The 24,506-nt window shown below is 35.4% G+C and carries 32 protein-coding genes; 3 read left to right on the top strand and 29 right to left on the bottom strand.

Going from position 1 to position 24,506, the window contains the following annotated elements:
- Nucleotides 1-521: 521 nt before the first annotated feature.
- Entirely contained in the window at nt 522-1,490 is a 969-nt protein-coding gene (locus tag AYO36_RS16335) for a DUF4062 domain-containing protein (RefSeq protein ID WP_064301035.1), read from the top strand.
- A 56-nt stretch (nt 1,491-1,546) separates the two neighbouring features.
- Here AYO36_RS16335 and AYO36_RS16330 read toward each other — a convergent pair whose 3' ends face one another.
- The 6 genes from AYO36_RS16330 to AYO36_RS16305 all read right to left on the bottom strand — a co-directional run bounded on the left by AYO36_RS16330 (nt 1,547) and on the right by AYO36_RS16305 (nt 4,185).
- Complete coding sequence (locus AYO36_RS16330; protein WP_064301034.1) at nt 1,547-1,840, bottom strand: hypothetical protein; 294 nt, start codon at nt 1,838-1,840, stop codon at nt 1,547-1,549.
- Between the two features lie 33 nt (nt 1,841-1,873).
- Nucleotides 1,874-2,191 carry a hypothetical protein gene (locus AYO36_RS16325; RefSeq protein WP_064301033.1) on the bottom strand — a complete coding sequence of 106 codons (318 nt, stop codon included), beginning with the start codon at nt 2,189-2,191 and terminating at the stop codon, nt 1,874-1,876.
- Nucleotides 2,192-2,663: 472 nt separating this feature from the next.
- The gene (locus tag AYO36_RS16320; RefSeq protein WP_064301032.1) at nt 2,664-3,044 is read right to left on the bottom strand and encodes a hypothetical protein; all 381 of its coding nucleotides are present in this window, start codon (nt 3,042-3,044) and stop codon (nt 2,664-2,666) included.
- A complete protein-coding gene (locus AYO36_RS16315) occupies nt 3,037-3,432 on the bottom strand; it encodes a hypothetical protein (protein ID WP_064301031.1) in 396 nt (131 codons plus the stop codon). Before AYO36_RS16315 ends, AYO36_RS16320 begins: the two co-directional genes overlap by 8 nt.
- Before the next feature lie 70 nt (nt 3,433-3,502).
- Nucleotides 3,503-3,808, bottom strand: a complete 306-nt coding sequence (locus tag AYO36_RS16310) for a hypothetical protein (RefSeq protein ID WP_064301030.1) — start codon at nt 3,806-3,808, stop codon at nt 3,503-3,505.
- A 29-nt stretch (nt 3,809-3,837) separates the two neighbouring features.
- The gene (locus tag AYO36_RS16305) at nt 3,838-4,185 is read right to left on the bottom strand and encodes a hypothetical protein (RefSeq protein WP_064301029.1); all 348 of its coding nucleotides are present in this window, start codon (nt 4,183-4,185) and stop codon (nt 3,838-3,840) included.
- A gap of 607 nt (nt 4,186-4,792) precedes the next feature.
- Here AYO36_RS16305 and AYO36_RS16300 point away from each other — a divergent pair.
- On the top strand, nt 4,793-5,788 hold the full coding sequence (locus AYO36_RS16300) for a DUF4062 domain-containing protein (protein WP_064301028.1): 996 nt from the start codon (nt 4,793-4,795) through the stop codon (nt 5,786-5,788).
- A 56-nt stretch (nt 5,789-5,844) separates the two neighbouring features.
- Here AYO36_RS16300 and AYO36_RS16295 read toward each other — a convergent pair whose 3' ends face one another.
- From AYO36_RS16295 to AYO36_RS16270, 6 genes are all read right to left on the bottom strand, one after another.
- Nucleotides 5,845-7,377, bottom strand: a complete 1,533-nt coding sequence (locus AYO36_RS16295; protein WP_064301027.1) for a primase C-terminal domain-containing protein — start codon at nt 7,375-7,377, stop codon at nt 5,845-5,847.
- Between the two features lie 392 nt (nt 7,378-7,769).
- On the bottom strand, nt 7,770-8,669 hold the full coding sequence (locus AYO36_RS16290; RefSeq protein WP_064301026.1) for a hypothetical protein: 900 nt from the start codon (nt 8,667-8,669) through the stop codon (nt 7,770-7,772).
- A 148-nt stretch (nt 8,670-8,817) separates the two neighbouring features.
- Complete coding sequence (locus AYO36_RS16285) at nt 8,818-9,816, bottom strand: abortive infection family protein (RefSeq protein ID WP_064301025.1); 999 nt, start codon at nt 9,814-9,816, stop codon at nt 8,818-8,820.
- Entirely contained in the window at nt 9,813-10,088 is a 276-nt protein-coding gene (locus AYO36_RS16280; protein ID WP_064301024.1) for a hypothetical protein, read from the bottom strand. Before AYO36_RS16280 ends, AYO36_RS16285 begins: the two co-directional genes overlap by 4 nt.
- A 12-nt stretch (nt 10,089-10,100) precedes the next feature.
- Nucleotides 10,101-10,901, bottom strand: a complete 801-nt coding sequence (locus AYO36_RS16275) for a ParA family protein (RefSeq protein ID WP_064301038.1) — start codon at nt 10,899-10,901, stop codon at nt 10,101-10,103.
- A gap of 9 nt (nt 10,902-10,910) precedes the next feature.
- On the bottom strand, nt 10,911-11,468 hold the full coding sequence (locus AYO36_RS16270) for a recombinase family protein (RefSeq protein ID WP_064301023.1): 558 nt from the start codon (nt 11,466-11,468) through the stop codon (nt 10,911-10,913).
- A gap of 263 nt (nt 11,469-11,731) precedes the next feature.
- Between AYO36_RS16270 and AYO36_RS16265 the strand changes: the two genes are divergently transcribed.
- Nucleotides 11,732-12,343, top strand: a complete 612-nt coding sequence (locus AYO36_RS16265) for a hypothetical protein (RefSeq protein WP_064301022.1) — start codon at nt 11,732-11,734, stop codon at nt 12,341-12,343.
- 497 nt (nt 12,344-12,840) lie between these two features.
- Here the strand turns inward: AYO36_RS16265 and AYO36_RS16260 are convergent, their stop codons facing one another.
- The 17 genes from AYO36_RS16260 to cpaB all read right to left on the bottom strand — a co-directional run bounded on the left by AYO36_RS16260 (nt 12,841) and on the right by cpaB (nt 24,503).
- Entirely contained in the window at nt 12,841-13,170 is a 330-nt protein-coding gene (locus AYO36_RS16260; protein ID WP_082874269.1) for a YolD-like family protein, read from the bottom strand.
- A gap of 139 nt (nt 13,171-13,309) precedes the next feature.
- Nucleotides 13,310-13,981 carry a Fic/DOC family protein gene (locus AYO36_RS16255; protein ID WP_064301021.1) on the bottom strand — a complete coding sequence of 224 codons (672 nt, stop codon included), beginning with the start codon at nt 13,979-13,981 and terminating at the stop codon, nt 13,310-13,312.
- A gap of 14 nt (nt 13,982-13,995) precedes the next feature.
- Nucleotides 13,996-14,193, bottom strand: a complete 198-nt coding sequence (locus tag AYO36_RS16250) for a hypothetical protein (RefSeq protein ID WP_064301020.1) — start codon at nt 14,191-14,193, stop codon at nt 13,996-13,998.
- Between the two features lie 68 nt (nt 14,194-14,261).
- Nucleotides 14,262-14,771 (bottom strand): hypothetical protein, encoded by a 510-nt coding sequence (locus AYO36_RS16245; protein ID WP_064301019.1) that lies wholly within the window; start codon nt 14,769-14,771, stop codon nt 14,262-14,264.
- Nucleotides 14,771-16,399 carry a lysozyme family protein gene (locus tag AYO36_RS16240; RefSeq protein ID WP_064301018.1) on the bottom strand — a complete coding sequence of 543 codons (1,629 nt, stop codon included), beginning with the start codon at nt 16,397-16,399 and terminating at the stop codon, nt 14,771-14,773. Before AYO36_RS16240 ends, AYO36_RS16245 begins: the two co-directional genes overlap by 1 nt.
- Before the next feature lie 56 nt (nt 16,400-16,455).
- On the bottom strand, nt 16,456-16,845 hold the full coding sequence (locus AYO36_RS16235) for a hypothetical protein (RefSeq protein ID WP_064301017.1): 390 nt from the start codon (nt 16,843-16,845) through the stop codon (nt 16,456-16,458).
- 134 nt (nt 16,846-16,979) lie between these two features.
- Nucleotides 16,980-17,690, bottom strand: coding sequence for a hypothetical protein (locus AYO36_RS16230; RefSeq protein WP_064301016.1), 711 nt, complete (start codon nt 17,688-17,690; stop codon nt 16,980-16,982).
- Nucleotides 17,687-18,259, bottom strand: coding sequence for a hypothetical protein (locus AYO36_RS16225; protein ID WP_156501878.1), 573 nt, complete (start codon nt 18,257-18,259; stop codon nt 17,687-17,689). Before AYO36_RS16225 ends, AYO36_RS16230 begins: the two co-directional genes overlap by 4 nt.
- A 20-nt stretch (nt 18,260-18,279) precedes the next feature.
- Nucleotides 18,280-18,675, bottom strand: a complete 396-nt coding sequence (locus tag AYO36_RS16220; RefSeq protein WP_064301014.1) for a DUF4320 family protein — start codon at nt 18,673-18,675, stop codon at nt 18,280-18,282.
- Between the two features lie 71 nt (nt 18,676-18,746).
- Nucleotides 18,747-18,998 carry a hypothetical protein gene (locus AYO36_RS16215; RefSeq protein WP_064301013.1) on the bottom strand — a complete coding sequence of 84 codons (252 nt, stop codon included), beginning with the start codon at nt 18,996-18,998 and terminating at the stop codon, nt 18,747-18,749.
- Nucleotides 18,999-19,032: 34 nt separating this feature from the next.
- Nucleotides 19,033-19,284 (bottom strand): hypothetical protein, encoded by a 252-nt coding sequence (locus AYO36_RS16210; protein WP_064301012.1) that lies wholly within the window; start codon nt 19,282-19,284, stop codon nt 19,033-19,035.
- Nucleotides 19,285-19,318: 34 nt separating this feature from the next.
- The gene (locus AYO36_RS16205; protein ID WP_064301011.1) at nt 19,319-19,570 is read right to left on the bottom strand and encodes a hypothetical protein; all 252 of its coding nucleotides are present in this window, start codon (nt 19,568-19,570) and stop codon (nt 19,319-19,321) included.
- Between the two features lie 20 nt (nt 19,571-19,590).
- Complete coding sequence (locus AYO36_RS16200) at nt 19,591-20,430, bottom strand: hypothetical protein (RefSeq protein WP_064301010.1); 840 nt, start codon at nt 20,428-20,430, stop codon at nt 19,591-19,593.
- A 12-nt stretch (nt 20,431-20,442) separates the two neighbouring features.
- Nucleotides 20,443-21,360, bottom strand: coding sequence for a type II secretion system F family protein (locus AYO36_RS16195; protein ID WP_064301009.1), 918 nt, complete (start codon nt 21,358-21,360; stop codon nt 20,443-20,445).
- A gap of 11 nt (nt 21,361-21,371) precedes the next feature.
- Nucleotides 21,372-22,739: a TadA family conjugal transfer-associated ATPase gene (locus AYO36_RS16190; protein WP_064301008.1), complete on the bottom strand. Its 1,368-nt coding sequence runs from the start codon at nt 22,737-22,739 to the stop codon at nt 21,372-21,374.
- Nucleotides 22,740-22,824: 85 nt separating this feature from the next.
- Nucleotides 22,825-23,625, bottom strand: coding sequence for an AAA family ATPase (locus AYO36_RS16185; RefSeq protein ID WP_064301007.1), 801 nt, complete (start codon nt 23,623-23,625; stop codon nt 22,825-22,827).
- A gap of 11 nt (nt 23,626-23,636) precedes the next feature.
- Nucleotides 23,637-24,503: a Flp pilus assembly protein CpaB gene (gene cpaB / locus AYO36_RS16180; protein ID WP_064301036.1), complete on the bottom strand. Its 867-nt coding sequence runs from the start codon at nt 24,501-24,503 to the stop codon at nt 23,637-23,639.
- Between the last annotated feature and the right edge of the window lie 3 nt (nt 24,504-24,506).

Raw genomic sequence — 24,506 nt, 5'->3', positions numbered from 1 at the left:
CACCGTATGCGGACACTCGCTGCCTACGACGTGTCAAGGGAGCTCTTGAGGAAACTTTTATTCTCCGATCTTCAGAGAATAATACAAAGTTTTCGTCCCTTGATGAGGAGTCCAGGTCTAGGGGCTGGAGGATCCCGAGAAGCGAAGCGGAGGCTCGGGTCCTACATCTCCAGCCCTGGTCAGTGAAGTGTACGCTCCGAGGTGCAAATCGGAAAAATGCTCTCGTCCGGCGTTGGCCGGACTTCCTTTTTAATGCTAGCATTAACGCTAGTGCTAGCATAATACTTTTGAATTTGACCTACGCTCCGTGGCAGCCGTTAAACGATGGACAGGAACGTACGGATCCTAGCGCCCAGGGGCGCTTAGGAAACGTCGTTATCGACCGACGTAGGCTGTCAGCGGTAGTTAGGTCCTGTCAGCATGTATATGCGCTACAGGACCTTCTATGAGCCCAAATGATTAAATATTTGCAGTCAATAAATGTTACTATTTAAAGTATGAACATTTAGGAGGAAGACTAGTTGAAAAAGAAATTTCAAGTGTTTATATCATCTACTTATACAGATTTGATTGAAGAACGACAACAAGCGGTAACGGCTGTTTTAGATTCAAACCATATACCTGCTGGAATGGAGCTTTTTAAAGCAAATAATCAAGACCAGATGAATGTAATTAGACAGTGGATTGATGAGTCAGACGTTTTTATGCTTATTCTAGGAGGACGCTACGGTTCTTTAGATCCGGCTACTCAAAAAAGCTACACTCATTTGGAATATGAATATGCTTTAGAGAAACAAATGCCGATTTTCACATTGATTTTAACTGACAAAATGATTAGAGATAAATATTCTCAATCCAATCGTCCAATGAAAGATTTTCGTGAAGTCGATAATCCAGAAAAACATGCTACATTTGTAGAACAAACTAAAACTGGTAGTGTTATTAAGTATTTAGATAGTATTTATCAAATTGATGCTGCTGTTATGGGTTCTTTAAAAAATTTTGAAAGCGACCCTCAAATTGGTGGATGGGTTAGAAGTGAATCAATTCCTTCTAACAACTTAGAGAACTTAGAGTTAGAAAATCAAATCATTTCTTTAGAAAATGAGTTAACAAGTTTAAAAGCGGAAAATACATCTTTAAAACAAATACAGGTTGTTGGTAGTGTTACCAACAAAAGCCCAATGATAGCAAAAGAAGCTAAAATAATTAGATTTTCCGTAAGAGAATTAGGTTCATTTGGTTTCCAAACCGAGACTACTACTATGTACAAACTACTTAAGAATCCATTTGTTCATGAAGCTTTATTCAAAGGAATTAATAGTAGTGACAGATCAAGCAACAAGTTGGTAAATTTCTTGATTCCTAATGTTGTTCCGTTTCTACAAGAGTTCAATTTAGTAGATCAAATTGTAGAATCAACTATAGATACAAACTCTTTTATTTATCGTTTAAATGAGAACGGGCGTGTCATATTATCTATTATCTAATCTTTAAATATAATGCCTCTTTGGAATAATGTATTCTACAGAGGCATTATATTTAATTAAAAAATTCTAATTTTCAACAGTTTTTTTATTTTCAAAAAAAATACTTCATCAGAATCATTTTCAATATCGATATTATTTTGTAGCCATTCTTGAACACCCTCTTGAGAGAAAAAATCATCTTCCCAAGTTTCGGAATGAACAAAAATAATACCTTCGCAAATTTCTAATAAAGGTGTCCATTGAAACTTCTCCCAACAAAGTTGAGTTACAAACTCAAGAAAATCTTCTTCATTTCGTAACTCAATTACTTCTTCTTTTCCGTCGTCATATCTTATTTCTAGTAGTTTCATTATAGGTTCTCCTTAGAACTGATTTACTAGCAATTAAGCTAGTAAATCAGTTCTTCCTTTCTTCTCTTTTGTCCAAATATTAATAAGGAGTTCTTGAACATTATCAATTGATACCGATTCATATTGATGTGTTGTTACTCGCTCCAACTCCCAATTAAAAATGTCATCAATGACATTCACCTTACTATCTGATTCAAGAATAAAATCTGTCACATGAAACAGATAATCATTACCTAAAAAATTCACTGAGATTTTTTTGCCTTTTCTATCGACATGATAACCAGTTCCTCCATATTCATAGATGAGCTTTTGCGAAATTTCACTTCTTAGATGTTCAAACGACGAATACATATGATTCACTCCTTTTGTAAATTCGAGGACCATCTCCCCTGTTCGAAGTCTGTTGAGTGAACGTTATGATTTTTTGGCAAGGAAAAGTGCAAAAAAAAATACGCTTTAGCGTAACTGATTGGAATATTTATTAGGTTCAGTGAGACTCCGGGGATCAGAGGAGTCAAAAATCTAGCGTAGCTATCAGAATTTTTGACGACGCATGAGGTCGAGGAGTTTCCTGGTTCTTATAAATCATGGAATGAAGGGTTTATTTTTCACCCTTGCCACAAAATCATAGTGAACTAACGTGACAAGAACAGGGGGCCTATGCTTTTGTTTATAAAACATCATTCAGAAAAACGAATAGCCTAAAATAAAACGCACGCTCGATGCGTGCGAAAAATCAATTCAATAGTAATACGTAGTATTACTTCCTTTCGAAGAAAAAGAGAAATGTAGCAAAAGCTACTTTCTCCTTTCTTCTTTTGGCTTACTTGACTGTTGCTCCAGTACGGAGAATTGTGTTTAATTCACTTTTAATATTAAGTGCTAAATCCTTATCGAAGATCTCAATTGCATCAATTGTTGCTAAAAGACCTATAAACGTTTCCCTTAACTTTTCGTGTTGATCATTTTTCTGCTGCAGCTGAAAAATTTCACTATACCAAAGTGCCTCATTTTTAATTTCCTCTTGAGTCAAAACTGGTTGAAGACGATGATCACTTTTAGTTTTTAAGTGATCATCGTTCTTTAAACCAAATGCCTTTCTAAGGACACCTAATTGTACGGAAACGCTTATCCGACGTTCTCTACTATTATTCGTTTCTGTACATAATTTGTTTATGATGTGCATCAAAGTTGTATTATTCATGTTCATTCTCCTGTTCACTTAATGTCACCATATATGGATCCTCTGGATCTTCAATTTCTATCATGGCGTCACACTCTGATAAGTGCTTTAGAACCGGATATAATTCAGGATTTACATTATTTAAATTGCCTATTGTCGAGCTAGGCGATTCTAGAATATCAGTGAAATGCTCTAATTCATTATGAGTATCATAGAAACGCATTATAGTTGGACCTGGAGTGTTTACATTACAGTTTACTTCAGCTGCTAACTCTTTCTTAATAATCTCCTGGAGCCCTTGCAAAATCTGAAGTTTATTTGATTTTGGATGAATATGACTTTGAAGCTTGCTCATTTTAATATCTATATCTAACCCCACAAAAACCTTAAAATTAATTGAATCACTCATATAATGCCCTCCTTAAGTTTTAGGTTAATGCTAGCATTATTGCTATCGCTAGCATTAACATTTTTAAAATTTAAATGCCTTCTAGAAACATCTCAAAATGTTCAGTGATTTCATTTAGCGAAGAAGAGCAGTACACATCTTTACTTAGCTTTTCTAATTCGCGATAGTCTACAGTCACATTGGACCACTTTTCAATCATCACATCTTCTATTTTTATTTCTAAATTTACCGGATCCATCTGATCGTTAATATCATAGCTTTCCAGGGCATTGAAAAACATTTCTTTTTGGTGTGGTAGTGTGAAATATTGCTTTCTTTGAATCGATTTACTATTTTTTTTAGTATTCATTCCTACAATAACAGTAGCATGCATCATTTTGTTTTCCTCCAATTAGTTAAGTGGTTTTAGTATGGGGTAAGTGTCATTAAATCAAATACAGACTTAAGGTCATCTAAAAGGTCTTCAGGATCTATCCCCTTTAACTTTTGATCTATCAAGGTGGACCAATCTCCTTCTAAATAACTTACTATTAGTCTTCTTTCAAATGTCTCTTCTTCTTCGTCGTACTGATAGTCTAGTGTAGAAACTGTCTCATTTTTGAGGTTAAAGTACATTAGTTTTATACTTCCACACTCCTTACTTCTGTCTACTTCTCGAACATGAATCTGAGATAAATTTTCGTAAGTAAACGTCATGTTGTAGATTTCTTCGATTTCATTTTGTAAATCTTTTGATAGCTTTTTAGGGTTCATGCTTTTCCTCTTTTCGTTTTTGATGTTTTCGAACTTGGTTTTTTCCGTCTTTGTCTCCTCGGGGCGCTAAAAGCCTCACTAGGCTTATTTTTGCCGATTTGACACCGTATGCGGACACTCGCTGCCTACGACGTGTCAAGGGAGCTCTTGAGGAAACTTTTATTCTCCGATCTTCAGAGAATAATACAAAGTTTTCGTCCCTTGATGAGGAGTCCAGGTCTAGGGGCTGGAGGATCCCGAGAAGCGAAGCAGAGGCTCGGGTCCTCCATCTCCAGCCCTGGTCAGTGAAGTGTACGCTCCGAGGGGCAAATCGGAAAAATGCTCTCGTCCGGCGTTGGCCGGACTTCCTCTTTTAATGCTAGCGTTAACGCTAGTGCTAGCATAATGCTTTTGAATTTGACCTACGCTCCGTGGCAGCCGTTAAACGATGGACAGGAACGTACGGATCCTAGCGCCCAGGGGCGCTTAGGAAACGTCGTTATCGGCCGGAGTAGGCTGTCAGCGGTAGTTAGGTCCTGTCGCATGTATATGCGCTACAGGACCTTCTATGAGCCCTAAAGATATTAATGATACTATATACATACTAGTAATAAGGAGGAGCTTTACTTTGGAGAAAAAGATGCAAGTATATATATCATCTACTTATCACGATTTGAGCGAGGAACACGAATTTGTAAAGCAGGTTATTTTAGACGCAAAACATATCCCAACAGATATTAAATTCTTACAAGATTTTTCGCCTACTATTCAGCACTCGACTCTCATAACAGAAACTATTGAAGAATCCGATATTTTTATATTAATCATTGGTGGAAAGTATGGACCTCAAATATTTTCAAATAGGAGTCAAATAGATTTCGAATATCTTATAGCTAGTAAATTAAATAAGCCGATTTTTGTATTTCAACTATCTGATCAAATGTTAAATCAAAAAGATAGATCTGGTTTTATATCTATTCCAGACATTCATGAAACTAAATATAAGAATGAATTTTACAATTTTAAAAGATTAGTTCTTTCAAAACATACTGTTCTTAATATCGATAATGAACAACAATTTAAAATACGAGTAGTGGAAAGCCTCATAGCTGCTGAAGATCATTTAGGCCTAAACGGATGGGTTAGAGCAGAAAAGCACCACTTGTTACAAGAAATCAAAAGACTGCAACGAGAACTAGAAAAAATAGAATCTAAAAACGAAATCATGATTAAAGTAACTTCACGCCCTTCAACAGAGTCAAGACAAACAAAATTAGGTTCATTTACGTATGAAGAAATTTTGTACGCTTTAACCAGCCGATCTGTAGATATAGGTGATAACCAGGCAAAAGAATTTGGATTTAAAACTAGATATCCAACTTTATTAGAGTTACTAATGGAATATCATATGTTATTAAGCAGAGGGGTTACCTATGTTAACAGTAATTCATTAGACGAAATGCTAAAAGCCCACCTTATTCCAGTACTTCTATCACTAGGTATGATGGAAGATAGCCAACAAATGATAGGAGACATACAATTTGAAAAAACTAAATTGAGCGCAAATGGTCTAATTTTGGTTGGCAAAATATACGCTGGAGTATTCCAAGAGATTAAATTTTAAATTTAAATCCTTTGTTGAGAGTTAATATATTTCAAATACCATACCCTGAAGAAAGATCACTCGGTAAGCCACCATAAACCAGGACCTGGTAATAGACCTGTATTATAAATAAGAGCTAGAAGTGGAGAGCCGGATACGGTACCTAAGTGTTTTGGCAATTGACACATTAATTTTGAGGCGTATTTTTTTGTCTTTTCCAATGCACATAATGCATTATATGTATCTCCAGGTAATTGAATCTTCTGCTTCTGTTTGGAGATCTCCAGCATGAAGTCCTGGGTCCGATAAATAACGAATCCAGCGTATCTACCTTTCATTACATTACCTTTTAAATCTCTTTTTTTACGAATAATGAATTTAGATTTTGAAACTTTCTTAAAAGCACGAGTCAAACTTTTGACTTGTGCTTTTTCATGATTCATTTCTTCTGCAAGTTGTGAGGCACTAATGGACAGACTGCCCCCCTCCCCAACGGGCAACCTTTTTTCAAGGTGATCAATAGTGCGTTCTACAAGCTCTTCTATTTTTTCATAGGCACGTTCTTCTTTAGACTTTTTGTGCTTATAGTAACCACGTAACTTTGGACGAACACCACAAATCATTTCAACTACATCTGGTCTTACAAAGTAATCTTTCTTATATGCACTTTTTACGGCTTTCTCAAGTCGTCTGTTGCCCATAGGATAGGTAGCTACTACATTTCGCTCTTTCAGCATCATAAGAGTATCTTCAAGCTCATATCCGTCTCTTTTAGCCATGACACTTAGCTCAAAAGCTACCATGTTTCGAGTTCCTTTTTCGTCCATATTCCAAAGAGCACGTCCTGCCTTGCTAGTTAACCATGATCCATTGACTAAACTATTACCCCGCTTTAGACCTAATTCTTGAAACCATTCAGTAGCTTCACTTTTAGACCAAACGTTTTCCTTTTCAAAGTACATAATTGTTTCTTCTCTTGGAAAGCGAGACCATCCAAAAAGTGAGTTGTTCAAATCAATTTGTAAGCCTTGTTCATACAAAGAAGAACGTAATGCTTCTCCAATAGCTTTTGCATATTGAATAGCAGCAGCTGAACCGTACCACGCTTCATTATCTGCGAACACAACAAAAAATTGCACTCCCTTTGGAGTTTTTAAAATCAATGTCGGCTTACATGGGATTCCTGCTACTTCGAAAGCAAACAGGATCTGTTGTACTGAAGTTTTTTGATCGATATCGAAACCATATGTTCTAACTCGTCTTAAGTTTTCATCGGCAATGTCAGATGGCTTTACGGCCTTATAATATGTATTTGGAGTGAAATGGGTTACTCCAGTATGACTATTGTTATGGTAATGCAAAATACCCTGGATACTTCGGGCAATATCTTGACCTCCTAAAGAGAGGTCAGAAATACTTTCTTTACTGTAAGCAACCCGGATACTTCCCTGAGTCTTCAACTCAAAATCACACTTTTGTTTGATTGATCTCGGTACATTATTGGCATAGTTATCATATAATCCAATTCCACGACCAAAAATAGTTTCTAAAACTTTTTGTTCTAAATACGAATGCTGTCTTACAGGACTTTTAGAAAGACTCGAGTTCATCAGACTTCTCCTCCAACTAGTAAGAAGAGCACACAAAAAGGGTATGCTGCTCCCGTTGATTTTTAGTAAAAGCAACAGAGAACATGCACACCCGTATATTGGAGGTCACGCTTTTTATACTTATAACCTTGTCAGACATGTTTAAGCATGCTAATATGAGGTCATAAGTATGTTAATTAGAACAGCAAATTCATCTCCCGTCCGGCCAAAGACAATTGAGTGGGTATGCATGTTCTCTGAGGACTTGAATCTATGATTCAGGTCCTTTTCCTTTATTCGATTTTAGTTTTTATATATTATCAAGCATTTCATTTTTAATTTTCTTTGTAAAAAATATTCCATAATTATTCGCATTACATTAACAATACTCGGAAAAGCTATATAGGACAAGGTTATTTTTCGCTAGTTTTTTTAGTTGTGTACTCTACTTCTGATTCATGCCCTGGATAAACTAATTCTTCTTTGCCAGTCGGATACATAGTTTGACCCCCTTCTAATTCATATACTTCCATAACTTCATTAACAATTTCTTTTGATTCATTCCATCCTACAAGATCAACAGAGCGTTCAATTGCTTTATGCATTAGTAATTTCACCTCTCTAATTTTACTCATAGTGTCTTCTTCGGTGTATTTAACGTACTGCCTAAATACATCACATAAAATTTTAATCCGATTCTTTGATTCATCATTCCCAAACAATCGAATGGATTGTTCGCCAATATATTCATCGGTATCTAAGTCTAAAACAAGCTGTAATTGATGCTTTTCATCTGACCAACGGTTGTATAGCTCGTATTCTCTTAAGCTCTCTAACGGCTTATAAAGACCTTCATCTATAAACCGTATGATCTCGTCTTTTCTCCGTACAAAGGTTCCATTAGAATTTACCGTTGTAGTTTGTTTTTTTATGGCAACATCCAGTAACTCCAATATGTCTTTCGGTACATAATACATACGTTTTTTTAATTCTTTTTGCCCTTTAGGTTCTAAGACGGTAAGAAGATATTCGATGATTGTAGATCTATTAGCATTCAAACCCATCTGTTTTAAGCTGTCACAAAGATCATCAATTTCTTTACTCTGAAATTCAGTTAAAGTTAACAACTTAATTTCTTTTTCTACGTCGTTTTTGTCACTCATTTTATTGTCACGAATGTATTTGATTAGTTCAGCTTTATCTAATCCTTTATCCAACACTTCTCGAAGTTGCTTACTACCTTGTCGTCCAAACTTCTTCGCCTGGAAAGCTCTATTAACAGATTTTGATACATAAAAATTATAGCGTTTCATACAATCACCCCTCTTACTATGATTAATTATATCACAAATACCTACAAAATAAACAACAAAAAATAAAATCCTTTACTATTAGCAATAGCATTAGTGCTAGCTTTGTTTTAAAATAAAAAGGAAGAAAGGATATAAGCCTTTCTTCCTTTTATCCATATGTTCTGATCAAAAACAGTATATTTGTTGCTGCAGTATGCAAAGCGAACTCACAGTGTCTTATATAGGTCTCTTTTATCTCTGATCCCTGCCCATGACCTGTATGACTATTTCTGAGAGTTGCTAATGCTTGCAATGTATCTTTTAACCCTTTAAGAGTTGATAATTCGAAACTTTCAAGAGCTACGTTCTTATCTATAGTGTGGATTAATACAGATGCTGTTGCTTTTGGTAATGTAGGTACTGATTGACGAGGGTTGGGAGTAACTAACTGCCACTTATTTTTTTCAATAATTATTTTCATTGTACTTTCAAAAGCATTATTTGCATTGTGAATAGCACCTTTAAAATTATTTTGTTTAAAATCTTTAAAAGCTTGTAGCATTTCACTGTTAGCACCAGAATAGGTTGGATCTGATAAAAAATAGAGAGTTGGACGAACAACATCTTTATGAATGATTTCATTCCCCTTATGAATAATCATATTATTTATTAATTCATAACCCACCCCATTAATACGGAATAACTCATTAATCATGCCATCGACCATTTCTGAAGACCAATCTAAAAGTATATCGTTCATCCAATAAGATAATAATTCTATTAGATCTAAAATCAATAAGTAGTCGCTAGAATCAGCAAAAATTAGAAGAGTATAAAATTCTAATTCCTCACCTACCAGATAAGGAGCAGTTATCTTAACATGATTTCTGTACTCTAATTCATTACGAGCTTTATCAGGAAGTAAATCTTTATATGAGAGGACTCCTCGTCTTTGTTTTAAAACGAGCATTATATTGTAAAAAATATCTTCCTTAGTATACTCGTCCTCTTTTAATTGTAGATCTCCATCCATATGAATCGTAAGCATCTGTTGAAAAATTTGAACTCTTAACTTTTTTGGTATTTTATCATACTTCAAAACATCATAATTTGTAGGAAATGTCCTTTCAGAGTATAATTCCTTTCCAAACAGTCCTTCATAACTCATAGATATCCCTCTTTTTTAAATAGTTCTCTTAATGCAAGATTCACAGTAGCAGATTTCACTCCTCGTTGCCCTTTTTGCTGAAGACTATTTAAAACTTTCGATAAATCTTCTTCTATATAAAAACCTGTATACACAGTATTACTCCTCTTAGCGTTCAAAATTTCTTTAAGAGCGCTATTATTCACATTTTCACTATTGTTATTGCTAGCGTTATCAAATGGATCCTTAGCAACTTCATCAAAACCCATTAGCTTTCTTTCTTTATTACTCATTTTATAGTCTCCTTATCCAAGCTTTAATTCTTTTAACAATTCATTATAAATTTTAGCACCTTTAGAAGTAGGAGCTGCTAATGACAGAGGCCGCTGATCAAAACCAACACTTGAAGCAAATTCAATGGTTGTCGGTATAAACGTTCTAGTCACCTTTATCTTCGAGTTCATCGCATAATCTTGTAAAAGTTCCATAATCCCTCTATGTAAGAGTGTTCGTTGATTGACCAATGTAGGGACGATTGCTCGCACACGCAACTCAGGATTCATTTGACTCTTAAAATCGTTTACTATCTTCAAGGTTTTCTGTAGTGATCGCATAGCATATTTTTCGGGTTGGAATGGAATAATCATATCCTGGCACGCCACTAAAATATTCCCTTGTATTAGCCCAAAACTTGTTGGTGTATCAATTAATACATAATCATAATCCATCTTAATTTTTTCAATCACTTCTTTAAGTAATGAAAATCGCTTTTGTGTAGGAAATTGTCTTGCATCCAACAATACATCGAACTCAAACGAGAGCATATCATCATTCGTAACTAAAAGATCGATATTCTTATCAACACTGACTAATGCTTTTTTAGGATCTGCACCTTTAATGAGTGCATCATATAAAGAAAATTCCACATCTTCTTCTAACAGGTCCGGATTTTGACCAAATGTTACGGCTACATCTGATTGTATGTCCATATCAACAATTAAGACTTTCTTATCAATTAATGAAAGTTGACCGGCAAGGTTTGTTGTCATGGAAGTTTTTAATACCCCGCCCTTGTTACTTATGACTGCAATTACTTCTCCAGGCATCATTACACCTCATACTTCCTCAGCTTTTTTTTGGCGGTACTTATAGAACGTAGGGGGTTTCAGTGGCAAGACATCACAAATATCTTTTACAGTCATTCCAGCTTCAAACATCATGTTAGCCTTATCAATGACTGATTGCTCAATCGGCTTTCTACCACCGACTCTCCCTCTACTTCTTGCTGCAGCTAATCCTGCTTTAGTTCGCTCAATGGTTAATTCCCTCTCCATTTCTGCAAGACCTGCCATAATCGTGAAATACAGCTTACCAGCTGGTGTATTGGTATCAACACCCAAAGTAATTATCTTTAGTCCTATACCGTTTTCTTCTAACCATTCTGATAACTCGAGTAACTTTTTAGTTTGACGACCTAAGCGATCTAATTTCCAAACGACTAAAGTATCTCCAGGACGTAAATAATTTATACAAGCTTCAAACTCTGGGCGATCTTTTACTGAGCTCTTCTTTTCTTCAAAAATCTTTTCACAACCAGCTGCTTTAACTGCATCAAGCTGCAGTTCTAAATTTTGTTCGATGGTCGATACTCTGACATATCCGATGTTCGCCATCAAGGCACCTCCTGTTTTTTGTTTGCTCGAGCAAACAATGATCTCGTAGCGAGGGGTTTTTTTATATAAAACGTTAAATCCCATTGATAAATAGATATTGATTAATATACGAGAAAATATAACACTTTCCTGCTTATTATACTAAATTTATCGGCGTGTTAGTTTTTTATATTAAACGACCGTTTTATATAATTCATTTATTGGTAATTTTAAACTATAATTACAGGGTACATACTTAATCGATTGGAGGAGGACACTACATAATGTTAAATATCAAATCATTTTTAGGCTCTTATGGAGAAGACTATGAGCTGACACGGAATAAAAAAAATTTAGGTATTGTTAGAGGATTGAAGAATACAGAAAAGGGAAGTAATCTAAAATTCATCGGTTTTGTACCGGAAGTAGATATTCAAATAGGAGATTGGTTAGAAGGTAAAGTAACGAAAAATGTATTTTTTATTCGGGATATTACTTCTGATATTGTTGATGGAGAAGTTTTTCAAAAAAAATGCTTCTTCTTAACAAGGGCTGAATATGAAGAAAGAGAAGCACTACAACGACCTGCTCAATCAATCGTGTATAACCTTAATGGCGCCAATACTCGAGTTAATAATCATTCGACAGATCAGTCAATCAATGTAGTAAACGCCTCAAATCATGAAGTATTCGATGAAATAAAAAAAATTCTTAGCGAAAATGTTGATAATCAAGATGAGTTGCGTGAGTTGAGATTATTAGTAAACAATATGGAAAGCACGCAAAATACTTCTGCTTTCACTCAGTCATACCAAAAATTTATAACAAGTGCCGCTAATCACATGACAATTCTCTCTCCTTTTATTCCTGCATTAACTCAAATGATTACATCATAAGTTATTTAGTATCATGAAATATGAAATGAACGTGATTATTACATCTAACTAGTGGATATATTATTAATAGGAGAAGCTAGTATGCAGGTTGTTAATAAAGGCGAGAAACGACGGTGTATCATCAATTGAACACAATTGAAGTAATGCTTACTTCTTTTTGGAGTATTGTCATTTGCCCTACAATCTATACCATTGTTTCTAAACGCATTTCTTCGAAAAAAACTAATACGAAGTACAAAAGCGATAAGAAAAAGCAAATCAAAAAATAACCTTTGCTGCTCCAACAGCAAAGGTTATTAAAACAAAGTCTTTCAAGGAAATTTTCTTAAAAGCGTCGAACAATCTAGCAATTTCTCTTATAGGATCTAGTGACCACCACTAGGTCCTATTTTTAGTTTAACCTATTATTGTATAGGTTTTAAATCATATATTTTATTAAGTCTTTCTACTATGATTGTTTACATATTCAATAAACTTTAAACCCTTCACGCTAATTTTTATTCAAGATTCGTAATTGAACCAAATGGAATTAATTTCTTTTCTCCTTTGATAGATACTAATTCTATTCTTTTTTTATACTCGTCTATTTTTTGCACATAACCCTTAAATGTTTTTATTTCACCATCCTTGCTTTCGAAATAATAAGCTTTGACCTGACTTCCTTTAAAGAGGGCTTCTGTTAAAAATTCATCATAAATTGATAACATCTGTTCATCCAATTCTGGCATTGGAATCTTTTGCTTCTCTTTGTAATATTCGTACAACAATGCTTTATGCTCCGGCATAAGAAACGGGATCCATTTTAAATTGCCTCGATCTTTATACACTTCGCACCCCTCCAAAATAAGAATGTATGTTCTTATAATAACCTTTTTCAGATAACTAAAAACAATAGTTTATTTTTTCAATAAAAATAGGGCTGAGTCATTTACTTCGTAAGAAGTTCTGACTCAGCCCTTGTTTAGTTCATCTCTCTAAATCATAGTTGTTTTTGCTTACATTTATTGAAGTAACACTTTTACTATTTATATGTGGTTGCTCAGATTGACTTTTAAAGTGCTTGGTTACAATTACCTCTTCAAAGGCTTTTTTTAAAGGGCGTCCAGTGCCATTTACCGACTCAATCGTTACCTCGAGTAATTTTTTAGAATCTATCTTCTCCAACTGGAGAGTATAACCAAGCTTATCTGCTACTTTTTCAATAAATATTTTCTGTGTACGTCCGTTCCCTTCTCGGAATGGATGGATCATATTCAGTTCACCATAATAATAAGCTAACTTTTCACTTACATTATTAGATGTAATGGACTTCGAGGTAATGTCCCTATTTAACTTTGTAACTAAATCTTCTAGTGCAGCTGGTACATACAGAGCATTTGCAAACATCGTTTTTCCTTTAACGATGTTTACCGTTCTATATTGACCGGCCCAATCATAGACATCCTCAAATAAGTTTTTATGAATCTTTTTTATTAAAGCAGTATCTAGCTTTAAATTCGGAGTAGCTATCAATTCGTTTTGTAATTTAATCCAGCCACGAATCGTAGATCTCTTCTCTAAAATCTCCAATTTTTTTGGATCTTTCTCACCAAATTTATTCTTCAATACACCATCTTGAGAATAAGGATCTGTAGTCAATTTGTTCCCTCCCCTTACGTGTTAGAAGATAGTTCTTTTAATTTTTCATCATAGTAAGCATCAATTTCTTCAGTAGGATCTAACCCTAATGACAACATCTCTTTGATTTTCTTTACTAGATCTTCTTCGATAGGCAATCCTTCAGCTGCAGAAGAAGCTAAAAACCCTGGTAATAGTTCAAGCATTTTATCGGCATTTTGGAGTTTTTTCATGTATATCTCCCCCTTGTTTTATAGTTTAATTATATCATAAATAACTATAAAACACGATTGTTTATTGCTTAATCCTTAACTATTTTAGTGATTATTAAGCCTTTATCGTTATATAAAAGCTTTATCTCATATATTTTTTCTTTAGCCGTAGTGAATTCAAATAAAGCTTCAGTATTACTCTCAACATCCTTCATTTGTTTTATCTTATACTCCTTCACGAAACCATAAGGTTTCACCTTATCCATAATTAATTGATCCATCTCTTCTGGGCTTTCTCCATTTGGACCTTCAATTACTTCAGGTGCACCCTTTACCCCAAAGGCTTCAGGTGAGAAGTAGCTAAACAAAGAATATCCATCTACGACCGATTTACCGAACTCTTCAGCTCTACTCTTTACGTTCACTTCAGGAAGTTCATGTAAAAATGTAGAAAGAGGCTCTTGAGACTCACTTTTTGAAGTCTCAACTTCCTGTTTTTCATGTCTGATTTCACCAATTTTTACTGCAGCTGTAATGATCAAGGTGGTCGTAACTATAAACGTACCGATTAAAATCAAAATAAATCGTTTGTACCCCATCAAAACAGCCCCTTTACTACTAGTTCTGGATTAATTGCATTCTTTTTATCGACAGTCCACGCTGGAGAATGTACTTCAAAGTGCAAATGTGGGAAAGTGGACCATGGAACTCCAGGCGTATTCCCTACCATTCCGATCTTTTGACCTTGCTTGACACTCATTCCTGTTTTAACTAACGGTGTGTAAGCTAGATGAGCGTATACCGACTCAAAGCTTTTACCTTTCACCTTGTGCTTGATATACACAACATTTCCGTAAGACGATGAGTATTCCGCCCTAGTTACTTTGCCTGCAGCAATCGAATAGATTCCAATCTTCCCTTCATCTGCCCAAGAATGAACGTTCAAATCAACACCTGCGTGCCAAGCTGGCGATCTAAATTGATGCCAGGTCCCTTTAGTGTAGGTATCTTTTGGCATAGGAGAAATGAAATCACCCTTACCCGCAATGAAATCTCCACCCATCGAATCGCATGATGCTTTACCAGGGTTGTTATAATACTTCAACACCATCATGGCATGTTGAGGAGTTCCGTGTACCCCATCACCACATCCTAATTGAGAGGGGTGCGACGAACACCAATACTTAGAAAACTCTTGTGCTTTTTCTAGTGTATATTTGTTTCCATGTGACTTGATCCAGGGTAAAAAAGCGCCACCGAAGTTATAGGTTTGAACAGCGATCATCATATCGCCTCCAGCCTTTTGTATCGATGCTTTCCACTCCTGTACACCTGCCTGGATTGAGTATTCAGCATTTTGAATACCATTAGGTCCTTTAGGATATCGCGTATTATATGGTCCTTCTGAAGCTTGCATTGGATCCGTTCCCATTCCTGAACTTTCTTGTTGCATCATAGCCATAAGCCATCCTGTGTATTGTTCTACGCCATATTTCTTTGCATATTTTTCAATAAGAGACTTGTATCCTTTCACGTTGTCTGTAACGCCTTTAGCACTTCCTCCAGGAGCCACGTCACCAATACAAAGACCAATTCCTCCTGATACTGATTGAAGATCAGGATACATCTCCATGAGCATCCCACTATCAAGAATACGTTTAACGTCTCTTTTCATCACTTTAGTAAACTTCGCAAGGTCCATAGCTTCGTCTATCCCGTGTGAAGACATAGACACTCTATAGTTTGATTTTGCCCCAATTTCCCTTAACGATTCTGCTATGTTTTTTGTGCTACTACCACTACTTTTTATGAAAGACAAAATTTGCTTCTTACCTTTGTAGCTTTTTTTCGAGACTACTTTTTCTATCGTTCCTCCGCCTTTAATACACTCGCCTTTCTTATTTTTCTTTTCACATTTAACATTCTCTATCTTTAGCTTTTCTACACTCAACTCTATAAAATACAATGCTGCTTCTTCTGGATCACCCTGATCTAAATCATTGTCAAAACGCACCATATCAAAAGCGATAAGCTCTTGCCAATCTATACCGAATTCACTCGCTACGTTCGCATATTCTTTAACTTTGTCCTCCTCTCCTCCAGGCATAAAACCTGTAAAGACAAGAAAAGGCACAGTAAGAATAATCGCTAAGATTACACCTACTGCGCCCGCTAGCTCCTTCCAATGCTTAAGTGCAAAAGAAGCCAGTTTAATTTTTAGCATCATAAAGTCGTCTCCTCAGCTAATTATTATTAAGCTGCAGGATTAGAAGTGAAGATTTACTATTCAGTGTCAGAATCACTCTCGACATAAAAGATCCATTCATTTAGTCGGAAAAATTCTTTTTCCTGCTCAGTAAATTGAGTGGAGAAGTATATCCAAGCAAATAGCTCAATCAATTCTGCTTGTTTTAAGCCGAAGTGCTTTGCATATACTTTCATTTCATCAAAAACGCCATCTTTAAAATCATGTCCCATTCGCTCTTTTCGTACACCGGTTGTTGGTGGGGCAATTATTTTATGATTTCGTTCCTTGATTTCTTTAACCACTCCAAGACCGTTATCAAAAATTTCATTCCATCCCATTTCCTGTTCTCTTAACTTGCTTAAACCTCTAAGGTAATGGATGGGTAGGATCACTTCATTGCGTACCGCAAATGTTTTAAATGGCATATAGCATCCCTGTTCTTTCTAAAGATTTTCTTCGTGTACAGGTTATGAAGAAGAAGACTTTTCTAACTTCATAATGTCACAAAGTGATATAAAGATGCAATACGAACCAATAATTGGTAGTTAAAAATGCGTCTTTATTGGTCTTTAGAGGTCAGGACATACTTATTCCACTCATTTGCTTTTGGAATAGAGTCTTTTTTCGCTTTCTTGCCACTTGTACGATAGACACCTTTTTTCCACTCACGCCATTTAAATCCTACTGGTTTCTGATTGTTGTCTTCAATCACTTCAAAAAACAATCCTACATCTCGGGCTATTTTGATCCAAGTTTTGTACATTCTGATATGTGTATAGGTGTGTATAACTACTGATTCACCTTTTGCTTCTTTTTCTTTTATAAACGACTCGAGTCGTTTAAAATCTTCCACGAGTTGTTCCTTCCATTTTTTTGTTATTTCATCTGTAGAAAGACCCTCTCGACGCATCTTTTTCATTTCTTTTTTTAAATACAACTTGTGATGCATTTCATAACTTCCATCGTTCAATTTGGTAAAAGAAAGCTTTTTTATTTGTAGATGTTCTCTTAAATCTTTTCCTTCTTTCTTAAAATCTACTTTTCTATAAACTTTCAAATATAAAAGAGTAAAAATTGTTACATAAGCTAGTACGGCGTAAAAAACTATGTCAGATATTCTGAACGTTACAACTGTTAGTGATTCAGATAAAAACAATGTAGAAATCATTAATAGAATTGATAAGACTGATCCTATAGCAAAGATCCATACTGCTTTAAACCATCTGCGTTCTTCTTTTCTTAAGTGTTCTGTAGTCCAAACCTTTTTCATATCAATAGTCCTCCTGCTAATAGTGTTAAGATTGCTCCTAAACACATATTAACAGCACCTGGCCAATTCTCGAATATGATTTCCTTTCCTAATGGAGCTCCTGGTGTCAGTAACATAATTACTTGCTCTTTTTGCTCTCTAAGGGCATTTTTAAAGCCTTTTTTCTTAATCCAAGATACCCAAGCAAACAGTAATTGAAAGGCATACGTTACGATACAAAACATCAAAGATTGCTGAATAAGATTCTCAGGAGCAAATGAAGCGATCCATACACTCATTACAACAAACATTTTGGTATCCCCTGGACTTGAGCTTTTCATTTTTTCTAAAATCAATCCAAAAATCAGGCTAATTAACATCACGATTAAAATGATGAAACTTCCTTCATGCATGTAATTGAAAAAACACAACCCTGCTACAAGTGATACTGCGTGTTTGAGATTCGATGTTCTTCGATACTTAATATCTGTGTACAAATTTGCAGCAATGTAACTAAGGAAAAGCAATATCGCACCGATAAGTATTAATCTATCTATTGTGAGAATGCTTAACAATTTATCTAGATCCATATGTTGAAGTGGAGACCTTATCATCTAAACAACACCTCACTTACTCCATTCTTTTTAGCATGTAAAGGGAAGTCCATATTCGTAATGCCAAGTAAATTGAAGATTTGATAACGATATGTTCCCTCGATTTCGAATGAAAGTGGGTCATTATGTTGTACAGGTCCTTTTGTATACGAGATTTTATAACCTTCTAAGTTCTCGCTCTTCATTCGGCTTTCTATTTGACCAACTATTGAATGTCTTACACCTTCATACTCGTAATCGAAACCACCTTGTCTTTCGGCTAACTCTACTGCATCATTTGCTAAATTTTGAAGGTTTGTCTTTTCATTACTCATCATTAACCCCTCTGGAATTAGCAAAGTGAGAACAAGTAGAAGTGTGATGAAAATTGCTGTTGCAGCAGTATTCTGCACGTATAGTCCCTCCTCTTACTCTTAAAAGCAAGAGAGGAGGTACAATACCTTCTCTCTGCTCTCCTAAAAAATCATTTACCCCATGTTGATGGATCCACTTTGACCGAAGTATCTTTCAATCGTGTGCCGTAATTCGTGTACGCTGTTTGAAGTGCTGCATAAATCAAGCCGACGGCCATGATCCCGACGAAGATTACTCCTACAGTCCACATACCGTTATCTGCAGAGTTTTGTGAAACTTCCGATGTTGCCCATTTCGGCGCTAATGCTTTTGCTAGCACTACCGTTAGTAAGACTACTGTTAAGATGATCATTAAGTTCATTTTTCTCTCTCCATTCTGTTTTTATGTTTTTAAATCATTTGCCCCAAGTGGTTGGATCTACCTTAGTTGAAGTATCTTTCAATCGTGTGCCGTAATTTGTGTATGCTGTTTGAAGTGCTGCGTAAATCAAGCCGACGGCCATGATCCCGACGAAGATTACTCCTACAGTCCACATACCGTTATCTGCAGAGTTCTGTGAAACCTCTGATGTCGCCCATTTTGGCGCTAACGCTTTTGCTAGCACTACCGTTAGTAAGACTACTGTTAAGATGATCATTAAGTTCATTTTTCTCTCTCCATTCTGTTTTTATGTTTTTAAATCATTTGCCCCAAGTGGTTGGATCTACCTTAGTTGAAGTATCTTTCAATCGTGTGCCGTAATTTGTGTATGCTGTTTGAAGTGCTGCGTAAATCAAGCCGACGGCCATGATCCCGACGAAGATTACTCCTACAGTCCACATACCGTTATCTGCAGAGTTCTGTGAAACCTCTGATGTCGCCCATTTTGGCGCTAACACTTTTGCTAGCACTACTGTTAGTAAAACTACTGTTAAGATAATCATTAAATTCATTTTTTTCTCCCCATTCTGTTTTACATTGATTGCATTGTTTCTGTGAACGTTACATATACGATGACGAACGGATAAAGTAGAATCAGCATAACTACAATGAAGTTCCATTTTGCGAAGGCTAAAGGCTTAGTCGATATCAAGTAGTTATAGTTTTCGTGACGTAATTTATCCATGACTTCTATTTGGTCATCTAAAATTGAAATTGCGCCCTCTTTGTTTACCTCTGACGCTTGTTTAATAGCAATAACGAAGGTATGCGCTTCGGTTATATCAAGATTCTGTGCGAACTTTTTTAAAACCTCATCGTCTCCTGGTCTAGTTTCTAAATCCATTGCTAGCTCATCAACGAATGGTTTCAAGTAAGGTCCGGCATACTCAACTGATTTTTTGATCGCTTTCGAGGGCGTATGGTTCTTTAGCAAAGTTGCAACAATTTTTAAGTAACCTGGTAATTCTAATTTTCGTTTCCAAGTAGCAGCTTTAATTTTTTGCTTCAATTGATAGTCTGGATAGAGGTATAACAAAGGAGAAACACATGCCATAACTTTAAATAACAATGATCCAGTCATGGTCATAAAGACTAAAGAAGCTGTAGTAAATAAAACTGCATATAAAATTTTAGTCTGTCTAAATTTCTTCACTGTCATATTCATTCCAGATATCAGGAGCTTGTTTTGCAGATCTAGATTTTTTTTGTGCTTACTTTGTTTTGCCTTCGATAATTCGTTTTTGTTTTCTTGAAACTGATCACCCCCTTCCAGAAGGATATCTGAAGCCGTTACTCCTTTATTCGGAGTCAAAATAAAATACAAAGCGAAAGTGACAAGCATAAACAAGATTAGTGTTATGAATAGTTCCAAGACATGCCCTCCTTATCGTTCAGCCATCGGGTTAAAACTCGCTAGCTTTCTGACGATGAGATAAATCCCAATAACAGCTAGGAAATTAAATGTGATAACAATTTTTCCTGGAAGAGTTCCAGTGAGTACTTCAGCCATTTTAGGCATGAAATTAAAAGCAAAGGGCATCAATAAAACAAATAAAGCGTTTTGATAAAAGGCTCTTTTTTCTTTAACTAGCTCTGTTCTCAATTTAGCGATGAGTGTTTTTTCAGACTCTATATCATTAACTACAGAGGTCAATATTTTATAGGTACCATCTCCTCCATCAGCAATAGCTATTTCAAGTTGATCTACATAAAAACTGAGCATCTTAAAGGGATACTTATCTACTAGTCCTGAAAAAGATTTTTTAACTCCAATTCCAGAAGAAAGATTGATAATCACTTTTTCGATTTCTTCTTGTACTGTATGATGTTGCAATTCTTTGATTTCTTTTAATGCTTTTACTGGTTGATGAGTGACCAAGAGTGTAGAAGTAAAAGCATTTAAAAAAACTAATAATCGATCAAGCAAGATAACACGATGTTTTCGCTTTTTTTGATTTAAAAGAATTCTAGGAACGATGAATCCTAAGAGACCAAAAAGTAATAACACTTCTTCTTTTCCAAAACTAAAGTATGAGAATAAAGCTATTGCTATTACTGATGCTAGCGATATTAATAGCCACTTCCCTGTGTTCAAGTTCCATTCATACTCGAGAGCCTCTTGTTTTAGCTTTTTCGGATTTAAGCTAAATTTTGAATATTTGAAGCTACCCACTTTTTCATTACTTTGTACTTTATTATCCTCATCAATCATCAGTTCAGTTATAGAACTTCTTGGTTGAAAAACTACACGTATAAAAGTGTAGATAAGAAGGATCAGAAATACAGTGAACAATAATTTCATGAGTCACCTCTTCATATTAATTTTTCAATGAGCTTTGGTTCTGCTAGAGACCGTGACAATTTTCGCTTGAGTCGATGTGACAATTTATTTTTTAATTCGTGAACACCGTTTAATTGTTCAACCCCACCTAATTCATTGAATACAAAGTTCTCTTTTTTGTAATCAAATAAGAATAAATCATTTAATGTCACTCGATTGTTTTGATAGTCATACCCTTCTATTTCTGATACCTGAGTTATATATCGATTGTTATCTTCTAATTTTTCCATAACAATGATTAAATCAAATGCACCAGCGATAGATTGTAGAATGTCATCTCCACTTAAATTAACACCTGATCGAAGACACATCTTCTTTAGACGCTGAAGAGCTTCTTCGCTACTTTCAGCGTGGATAGAAGTAAAGCCACTATGACCTGACTCAAAAAACTCAACCATTTGCATCGCTTCTTCTCCACGACTTTCCCCTACAATAATTCTCCTTGGATGTTGTCGAAGACCTAATTTCAAACCGATGCTATAGGGAATATCTGTTTCAGGATTGCCAGTCATACGACATTCGAAAGTGTAAAAGTGCTTCTCAGGGTATAGTTCGTGAAGAAACAACTCTGGATCATCTTCAGCTACAAGCGTTCTTTCGTTGTTAGGTATGTGCTGAGCTAAATGTTTAATAAACTCGGTTTTCCCTGTACCTGTGCCTCCTACAATCAATATTTTCAACTTTGCTTGAACGGCTGCTTTAAATAAGTCCAACTCGTCGGATGAAGCTTGATTAGTTTCTAACATGCGTTCTCGTGTAGCTTTCAACTCGCTAGAGCTTTTTCGAATTGAAATGGATGTACCAATTCCCGATATGTCTGATTTCATAATGTTTAACCGAAGTCTAGGTAATGCAGTGTCTGTATAAGGTTTTGCAGTTGTTAAAGTAGATTCAGTAACGTTAACCAACCGATAAGCTAGCCTTAAAATCTCACTTTCGCTTGAAAAGTTAATTACTTCTTTTGTAAGAGGATCGACGAATAAAGTATCTCCTTCGGGTCCAATATAACGAATGGATTTTGTTCCATTCACAAAAATATCTGTGATGTCTTCTCGATCGATAAGAGGCTGGAGAATCCCAAAGCCTGTGATTTCGTCTAGAATTGTACTGACTAATTCTTGTTGTTCAATATTAGGAATTGCAATACTGTTTCGTTGAATGTATTCAGATATCTTAGAACTTAATTTGTCACGTTTTTCTCGATCTAAGAAAGATGACTCTAACAACGCTTTATTTGTCTCAATTAGATATTTCCTAAGTTTTTCTACTGATTCATCTATTAAGTCTTGCTCGGCTTCACCTAGAAGCTTTGCTTTACTTTGCTTGTCTGCATAAGACATTGCATAAAAATCGATTTTGTTATCGTGCTTTTCATTATTACTTTTTATTAAATCAATCTTAGTGCTAATTTCAATTCACCCCTTTTTATCTAACGAAGCTTAAAAGATTTCTGATTGGACTTTTAGGTTTTTCTACATAGCCTACTCCTTGAACACCTAAAGACGCTTGTAATGATTGAATTTTTAAATCGATTAAATCACTACCGATTTTAAGCAACCACTCTTCTCTAACTCTAAATGGATCATATGGAATAGGGAGATAAGGCATTTCATTGATAAATTCTGCTATATCTCCTTGGTAATCTTTTTCATGTTTGTTTATAACCAACGTTTCCTCAAACGATAAATTATTCTCTAATAGCCACATTTTTTCGTTTCTGAATTCCATTAATGATTTAGGTTTGCCTTCGACTACACTTATGACTTGATCAGAACCAGTAATGATAGGATAGGACGTAAATTCATCTAGTTCAGTTGGGATATCAATAACCACATAATCATAGGCTAGCTCTTTGAGGGTACTCATAAATTTCTCTATCCAGGAGCTAGGATCTTCCAACTTTACTTGATCGTACTTCCCTTGAGACTTTGGTACAGATAACAAATCCATTCCCCAAAGTTGGTTAGATGTTTTTTTGTCCATATCATCTTTAGTGACAATATAGTTAGTAATTTTGTAGCTATTACTACCTTGATTGACTAGATTCAAAAAGTTCTTTGTAGGATGTGTAAACCCTGTATTTGTTGCGAGTGACGGACTCACTAAGTTCGCTTCAATGAACAACACTTTCGCTTTTAATTTTGCTGTTTCCTTAGCAAAGGTAGTTGCTAAGGTAGATGCTCCAGCTCCACGGCTTACACTTCTAAAAGAAATTATCGTTGGCATTAGAATCCTCCTTATTGTTTTACTGAACTAAACTCTCTACCGAAATTAAGCTGCTGTTTTACATGGTCACTAATTTTATTTTTTGATTTATCTTCAATGTATTTTAAAATTACAGTTTGATCAGACACCTGATTAAAGGATGAGAGAAGTTTTTTATTATCTCCTTCTTCAATGTTCTGCGAAGCCACCGGCATGATCGTTCCTAACTTCTTAGCTCGATTAAGATATTGTAATTGAGCTGGAGTAACAGCTAGCGTATACAATCTAGCAGCACTTTTAACTTCTTTAGTTTCTCCGTTCGAATCTTGCTCTTCACGAAACGCATCGTTCGTTTCTCCATCTTTAACGCTCGTCACTCTTACTTGTGGGAAGAGACCACCGAAGAGAACACTTTGTTCGTTCTTATCTGTCATAAGTTCTCCTTGAGAGCCCTCCATATTTAAAAAATATAAATCAACGAATGTTCCTGGTACTATTGAGTTTCCTGAGCTTGTTTCTAGATCGACTAGTAAAGGAAATGCTACTTCACCTTTTTCAAGTGAAAGGATTGCCGCATCTGGTAGTTCATTTTTACTTTTGACATTATTTTTTAAGAAGAAGCTGTTCTCTGAAATCCCAAAACCTTCAGTTGTGTACTTCCCAACAATTTGTTCTTTCGTTATGAACGCATTGGGTGGAATTGCGTTTGCTGGTACTTCTCTCTCAAAAATCATTTTTTCAGTGATTTTTGTATGTGGTTGAATATCCATTCTCACTAAAGCTACTTTAGTAGGATTAACGGCCGTTTCGACTGCGTAAGCGTTGTAAGCATACATAGACCCTACAACTGCTAAAGAAAGAGTAGCTGCTATAACTTTTCGCTTGGTTTGTTTTTTCATCTT

The organism is Exiguobacterium sp. KKBO11, assembly GCF_001644945.1.
GTDB classification, from domain to species: Bacteria; Bacillota; Bacilli; order Exiguobacteriales; family Exiguobacteriaceae; genus Exiguobacterium_A; species Exiguobacterium_A abrahamii.
The sequence above is the reverse complement of the archived record's forward strand: the minus strand, read 5'-3'. Positions and strand labels throughout refer to the sequence as shown.